Origin of the sequence: Lactobacillus hominis DSM 23910 = CRBIP 24.179 (assembly GCF_000296835.1) — a bacterium.
GTDB lineage: Bacteria > Bacillota > Bacilli > Lactobacillales > Lactobacillaceae > Lactobacillus > Lactobacillus hominis.
The window spans coordinates 1-5,829 of sequence record NZ_CAKE01000021.1 but is presented as its reverse complement, the minus strand read 5'-3'; the positions used below and the strand labels follow the sequence as shown (position 1 = coordinate 5,829).

Sequence of the window (5,829 nt, the reverse complement as noted above, 5' to 3'; positions counted from 1 at the left end):
GATGATTCTGGTAGTGATACAGATACTGATGACTAACTCTATTAATTAACTATAAAAAACAAAAAAGCCGGCAAAGTGCTCGTGACACTTTATTTGAAGTTCATATACTTCATTAGCAATTCGTTTAATATCTTCTTCTGATAAACTCATGTTTTCCTATACCTGTCCTAAATAAGCGCTAATATGACTGCAATAATCGACAAAACCATTGCTATAATTGAAATAGTAATATTCTTTTTTGTATTTTTATCCATGGAGGACCTCACCTTGACTCTTTATGAAATTATTTCTGTTATTGTTGCTTCATTAGCTTTTGTACTTTCTCTTTATTCTGCAATTAATACTTATTACGAAAAACACATCAAAACCAAAGTTTATTTAAGATGGGTTCATGAAGCTGGAAAACAATTAAATGTATGTTTCTTAATTTCAAACATGTCATCAAGGCCTTCAACAATTACAAACATATATTTTGAAAACCATGATGAAACGGTAGAATCTACTTGGTTTCCTGCTAAAATAACTTCAAAAACTAATTTAAAAACCCTTGCTGAACAACATGCCTTTATTGATTGCACGCCATTAAATATTCCACCTAGGTCCTCTAAAGCTTTTATAGTTGGATTTCAATATTTAAGATCCAATCAGATAATCAGAGACAAGATGAAATTTAAATTTGTGATTGATGGTACTGACGTATATATGTCATTTCACCCTAAAGTTGTTTTAGATAACAACCAGATAAAATACGTCTTAGAAAACCGACTAAAATAAAATACCGAGACTTCAATTAATTTCTTTTCCATCAAGTCTCTTATTTACTTTGATACGTTTGGGTAAAATCCCAGCATTTTTAAAGAATTCATCATATTGTTCTTTAGTCATCGGTTTGCTAATCGATGGCTTTTCTTCTAAACTAATTAGTTCAGCACTAATCAGTTGATCGTACGCTTCACATAACTTTTCAATTGTAGAAATGTAGAAACTTTTTGCTTGAAAATTATGTGAAGCTTTTATTTTGCCTATGTTTTTCTCAATTAAATTTAAAATCGAAATGTCATCTTTTTCTTCCATCACCACTCACCTCACTTTCTGCTAAAGTTTTGTATCATTAAGCAAATAATTTAAAAGTACTTGGTTTGCATCATCGAGAGTCTTTTTTGCCTCTTCATAATTTAAATGATGGCTTTTTAAAAGTACGACTACTTCCTTAACTATCATATTTGGCTTGCTACTTCCGTCGTATCGTGAACGGAGTTCATAGTATTTCATTTACTCTTCCCCATCATCAAGATAAATTTCACTCATACCAAGTAAGTCACATACATTGGCTAACAATTCATAATTTGATTCTTGAAGATCTTTTACTTCAAACTTTCTTTTTCCAGTCTTTACCCCTGAATCAGTAATTGTCGAAACTTTGCCAAAGGTTGTACCAGGGCTATTCAAAGCAACTAATTCTTTAAGTGCATCTTTAACATTTTCGTAGTTCATAATTATTTCTCCAATTCTTACCTCGCTTATAGACCTAAATCAGTCTGTGCATTCATTTGTTGAATGTCCTGTTGTAGCGGATATGATGGATACCAGTTAGTAATAAAATTAAGTGCTCGATCAAAGTCTTTCTTTGATAAATCCTCATATCTTGAAATTACAAACGAATCTTTGAAATCATGCTCTAGCTGACGAAAAACTTTGCGTCGCTTATTTTTATCTTTGTAAAAATTGCTCTTCTTACCACCGCAAACTTCTACCGATTTTCTATCTCTTGCTTTTCGGAGTTTAAATCGTTGGTTTGAGTCAATTTCGGATGTGTTTTTGATAAAATCAACATCTTTTTCTACGTTAGTCATTCGCTCATCTAAATGAATGGTAGCTTCTATTGTTAGTTTCAAACGCTCTTCTGGTGTTTGCGGTAACTGATATGATCCAGTCTTTCGAATAGCTGGAAGCACCTCGCTTGTTACCCAGTGCTTAAACTTCTTAGCGTTTGGAAGTTTGCTACTTAAGATGAGACTGTACATCCCTGATTCGTTGACTACTGTCAGCCCTCTATTAGGAATATTTTCTAAAGTCGTGTTTTGCGACGTTAGAATTTTTTGATCTTCTAACTCAACATGTCGATTTAACGCATCTCTCGTGTTGGAATATCCTAAAATGCTAGCTAAATCTTTTCCAACAAAATAAGGTTCATCATTAATCTTTAAAGTCCTTAATTGCTGATTTTCAAAATTAAATAGTTGTACATTACCTTTCATGCTTTCTCCTTTCGTTCCTTTAAAGGAACTTTGTTTTCAAAAAAATATCGCATTGGAAACCCATAATCTTGCGTCAATTTTCTAGCTTCAGATAAAGTGAAATCCGTATTTCGTCTGTTTAATTTTCTATTTAAAAAATTAGTTGAAATACCTAATGACTTTGCGAAATCTTTCTGTTTAACGTTATTAAGTACCATCCAGGCCTTAATTTCATTATACGGATTAATTTCCATATTATTCTCCTTTCCGTTCCTATCAAGGAACAATTTAACTTTAATGCATTTATTGAACTATGTCAACAACAAAATTCCTATTTCGGAATATTTTTTCAATATTTGTGTTATTTTAGGAACAAATGCTTTATACTAAAGATGTTAAGTTTACATAGAAAGATGTTAATCATGAATGAATCAGAAATCTCAAAGCATAATTCAGATATGAATGCTTCAGAACTATTCAGTTACAACTTAAAAAAATATAGAAAGCAAAAAAAACTTTCTATGGATAAACTTGCTGAAGATCTTAATAAAAAATACGGTACTAAAATAAGTAAAAGTATGATCTCACGCTGGGAAACAGGTGTAACTGATCCACAAATTAAGTATGTCCTTTACTTAGCAGATTATTTTCAAATAAGTTTGACAAATCTGATTGGTAGAAGAGCTAGAAATGCTGTAGCACATGGTGCTCGTGATATATTTGAACCTCATCCCTCCAACTCTATTGACACCTCAGGGATGCATTACGTTCGAGTTCCTATTATAGGAACAATTGCATGCGGTGAACCTATCTTGGCCGAACAGAACATTGAGGGCTACACTCATGAATTATTTGAAGAAGAACCGAAAAAAGATGAACTTTTTGCACTTAGATGCAAGGGCGATTCAATGGAGCCCTTGATTCCAGACGGTGCTCTTGTTCTTATCCATAAGCAACCTACTGTTGAAGATGATGAAATTGCTGCCGTCCAAGTTGATGATGATACCAGAGCCACATTAAAGAAGATTAAACATGTTGGCCAAAATGTCATTCTCTACCCTATAAACTCAAAATACGACCCGATCATCTTAAACAAAGACAATCCAGGTCGTATTCTGGGTAAAGCTATTCATGTTGGTTTTGATATGTAAGGCATCGGTAATTATAGGAGAATTTTATGAAATTAAATCATGAATGTGTAAGAAGCATATTACTAACAATTGAAGAAAAACATCAGTACGGTAAAGTTTTACGACTTGAAGAAATACTTCAATCAGATAGACTTTCAGAGTTTAATGAAGATGAAATCAAATATGTTCTTATAAAATTAGCAGATGCTAAATATATTGAAGGCACTCCTCAATATGGGAGTAACGAGTTGATTTACTTTGATTGTAATGGATTGACTTGGAGTGGTCACCAGTTTTTAGATACAATCAGAGATCCTGAAGTTTGGAAAAAGACCAAAAGAATTGCTTCTAAATTGACAAGTGTTTCCATAACTATGCTTAGTTCCATTGGAAGTCAGGTGTTAGCCAAGCTTCTGGGAATTTAAACTCTTTTCCATCAATTAGAGCGTAAACATTAATTGGCTTATGTCCTAAAATCTTTTTATAGAGTTTTAAATCTCTTTCTGTTGGGCCTATCATGGAAATAGCATTGCTCTGAGCTGTTAGCAGAATAATGTTCTGACCGTCTTCCTTTGTGAAATAAATAATATCTTTCATTCTGTTCACCTCAAGAAAATTATATCAGGTGACACTGGTTTTAGATGGTTGTTAGATCAATAAGGTTTAGATCAGTATAAACAAGCAAAGAAAGATACTATTCTTAAATTTGTTATTCCTGTCTTCAGCTTTTTGCTAGGCTTATTATCACACTATGTTTTTAAATTGTTTTAGTGATTAATAATATAGCTAAAAACTATTCCAGCAATGAATACTAATTCTGCTGAAATAATTGTTAGGGTAATTGATATGCCTGTTAAGAGTTTTCTCATGCTCTCACCTCACAGCAATTACATCATCTGCAATAAAAAAGCAGGCATCCCTTAAGCTTAAAACTCTTAGGGCGCCCGCTCCTTCATGTTATGTCACTCTCCTAAGTGTAGCACAGCAAGCTGTGCCCTCGTCACTCGGAGGTGACAAACATGAACCAAATCATAATCACATTAATTATCTTACTTCTTTTGATTCATGAAATCAACAAGTGATAATCTAACCGCGGGCGCCCTAGATGCGCGCTCGTTCCGACCGCGCATCTACATTTGTTCGTCGTCCACAATACCAGTGACGTTAAACCTAAGGCAATCGTGGAGGAATGTATGAAGAAAAGATATATGCTTGCTAGCTTTGCTCTTGTCCTGCTCAATTTGACACTATCTGCTTGTAGTACAAAAAGCAGCTCAACTGCATCAAAGCAATCAAGCAAAACCGTTAAAGTTGTTAAACATAAGGCTGACAAAAAAGCTAATAAAGATAAAAGCCAAAGTTCTAACAAACAAAAATCTAATAAAGCGTCTGCTGATAAACAAGCAGCTAAATCGACTGATAATAAACAAACGGCTACTACTCAATCTCAACAAGAGAATCAACAACAAGTTTCCACTAATAATGGCCAACAAAGTTCCAATCAGTCCCAAGGAAATGCTAATCAGCAAAATCAACAACCTAAAACTCAGGGCCAAATTAATATGGAACGTGGCTATGATCCAAAAGGTCATCCCATTATGCCAGGATCAGACCATGCTGCCGGCTATAATCCAGATGGAACAGAAGATTCATGGGTTAAAGGTCAAGATGAATGGCTTCATAAAAACGGCTTAATAAACCCAGATGGAAGTCCTACTCAAAAAGCAAAAGATATGGAAGCACAAAGCGAAAATGATGATTTTGGGGAAGATATTCCGGATGAACCAGATCCAGAATAAATATATAAGTATGGAGGCATATTATGAAAAAAAGATATATTTTAGGAGCGATTGGCTTAACACTTTTAGGATTGGGAACTAGTGCTTGTTCTAGTAAAGCCGATAATAGCAATGACGAACAAGCAACCAGTAAAAAGGCTAATAAGTTAGAAAAGAAATTTGATAAAGCAGATAAAGATACTAAAAAACAATCTGTAGAACAAACCAATAATAAATTTGTAGGTAACACTTTTAAGACTAACAAGGGAACAATAAAAATTGAAAAGTTAATCAAAGTTACTCTTAAAAATGCTACTTCTGACGGGGATGTACATTATGTAGTAATTGATGCGTCATTTACCAACAAATCCAAAAAAGGTGTTACTCCAGAAGACTTCTTTATGGATAATTTAAAACTAGAGCAAAAATTAGCAAAATCTAGTCATGAAGTTGGTGGCGAACGTTCCCAATTTGAAGACGATTTAATACCTTGGAAAGATAAAATTAATGCCAAGCTTGATAAGGTTGATCCTGGTCAAACAGTTCAATTTGCTATGTCGTACCAATTAGACAAGGACGATGGTGACAAAGATGTAGACACTTATCTTCTTCAACCATGGAATTCCGATACTATGGATACTTACGGCAAGCCTTTAAAACTTACAGCATCGTCTACACAAACTA

Annotated in this window: 11 protein-coding genes; 5 read left to right on the top strand and 6 right to left on the bottom strand. The window is 33.8% G+C overall.

Annotated elements, in window-relative coordinates:
* The first annotated feature begins 267 nt into the window (after positions 1-267).
* Positions 268-774 carry a hypothetical protein gene (locus BN55_RS07230; protein WP_008471393.1) on the top strand — a complete coding sequence of 169 codons (507 nt, stop codon included), beginning with the start codon at positions 268-270 and terminating at the stop codon, positions 772-774.
* A gap of 12 nt (positions 775-786) precedes the next feature.
* On the opposite strand, the gene BN55_RS07225 is transcribed toward BN55_RS07230, so the two are convergent.
* The 5 genes from BN55_RS07225 to BN55_RS07210 are packed head-to-tail and all read right to left on the bottom strand — an operon-like array spanning position 787 to position 2,491.
* Positions 787-1,074 carry a hypothetical protein gene (locus tag BN55_RS07225; protein ID WP_008471392.1) on the bottom strand — a complete coding sequence of 96 codons (288 nt, stop codon included), beginning with the start codon at positions 1,072-1,074 and terminating at the stop codon, positions 787-789.
* A 21-nt stretch (positions 1,075-1,095) separates the two neighbouring features.
* Positions 1,096-1,272: a hypothetical protein gene (locus BN55_RS10030; protein WP_008471391.1), complete on the bottom strand. Its 177-nt coding sequence runs from the start codon at positions 1,270-1,272 to the stop codon at positions 1,096-1,098.
* Entirely contained in the window at positions 1,273-1,494 is a 222-nt protein-coding gene (locus BN55_RS07220; RefSeq protein WP_008471389.1) for a hypothetical protein, read from the bottom strand.
* Positions 1,495-1,520: 26 nt separating this feature from the next.
* The gene (locus tag BN55_RS07215) at positions 1,521-2,258 is read right to left on the bottom strand and encodes an ORF6C domain-containing protein (protein WP_008471387.1); all 738 of its coding nucleotides are present in this window, start codon (positions 2,256-2,258) and stop codon (positions 1,521-1,523) included.
* Entirely contained in the window at positions 2,255-2,491 is a 237-nt protein-coding gene (locus BN55_RS07210; RefSeq protein ID WP_008471386.1) for a hypothetical protein, read from the bottom strand. The genes BN55_RS07215 and BN55_RS07210 overlap by 4 nt, the downstream gene beginning before the upstream one ends.
* Before the next feature lie 168 nt (positions 2,492-2,659).
* Here BN55_RS07210 and BN55_RS07205 point away from each other — a divergent pair, with 168 nt between their 5' ends.
* Both BN55_RS07205 and BN55_RS07200 read left to right on the top strand, forming a co-directional pair.
* Complete coding sequence (locus BN55_RS07205) at positions 2,660-3,388, top strand: helix-turn-helix domain-containing protein (protein ID WP_008471385.1); 729 nt, start codon at positions 2,660-2,662, stop codon at positions 3,386-3,388.
* 26 nt (positions 3,389-3,414) lie between these two features.
* Positions 3,415-3,792, top strand: a complete 378-nt coding sequence (locus BN55_RS07200; protein WP_008471384.1) for a DUF2513 domain-containing protein — start codon at positions 3,415-3,417, stop codon at positions 3,790-3,792.
* Here the strand turns inward: BN55_RS07200 and BN55_RS07195 are convergent.
* Positions 3,746-3,964: a hypothetical protein gene (locus tag BN55_RS07195; protein ID WP_040469489.1), complete on the bottom strand. Its 219-nt coding sequence runs from the start codon at positions 3,962-3,964 to the stop codon at positions 3,746-3,748. The genes BN55_RS07200 and BN55_RS07195 overlap by 47 nt on opposite strands.
* 596 nt (positions 3,965-4,560) lie before the next feature.
* Here BN55_RS07195 and BN55_RS10295 point away from each other — a divergent pair.
* Positions 4,561-5,166 (top strand): hypothetical protein, encoded by a 606-nt coding sequence (locus BN55_RS10295; protein ID WP_008471382.1) that lies wholly within the window; start codon positions 4,561-4,563, stop codon positions 5,164-5,166.
* A gap of 23 nt (positions 5,167-5,189) precedes the next feature.
* On the top strand, positions 5,190-5,829 hold a 640-nt coding region (locus tag BN55_RS07185; RefSeq protein ID WP_040469488.1), incomplete at its 3' end, for a DUF5067 domain-containing protein.

Bases quoted from the DNA above. Each gene is read 5' to 3' on its own strand.
- BN55_RS07220 (WP_008471389.1), bottom strand. From the start codon at position 1,494: ATGAACTACGAAAATGTTAAAGATGCACTTAAAGAATTAGTTGCTTTG.
- BN55_RS07200 (WP_008471384.1), top strand. From the start codon at position 3,415: ATGAAATTAAATCATGAATGTGTAAGAAGCATATTACTAACAATTGAA.
- BN55_RS07195 (WP_040469489.1), bottom strand. From the start codon at position 3,964: ATGAAAGATATTATTTATTTCACAAAGGAAGACGGTCAGAACATTATT.
- BN55_RS07225 (WP_008471392.1), bottom strand. From the start codon at position 1,074: ATGGAAGAAAAAGATGACATTTCGATTTTAAATTTAATTGAGAAAAAC.
- BN55_RS07205 (WP_008471385.1), top strand. From the start codon at position 2,660: ATGAATGAATCAGAAATCTCAAAGCATAATTCAGATATGAATGCTTCA.
- BN55_RS10030 (WP_008471391.1), bottom strand. From the start codon at position 1,272: ATGAAATACTATGAACTCCGTTCACGATACGACGGAAGTAGCAAGCCA.
- BN55_RS07210 (WP_008471386.1), bottom strand. From the start codon at position 2,491: ATGGAAATTAATCCGTATAATGAAATTAAGGCCTGGATGGTACTTAAT.
- BN55_RS07215 (WP_008471387.1), bottom strand. From the start codon at position 2,258: ATGAAAGGTAATGTACAACTATTTAATTTTGAAAATCAGCAATTAAGG.
- BN55_RS10295 (WP_008471382.1), top strand. From the start codon at position 4,561: ATGAAGAAAAGATATATGCTTGCTAGCTTTGCTCTTGTCCTGCTCAAT.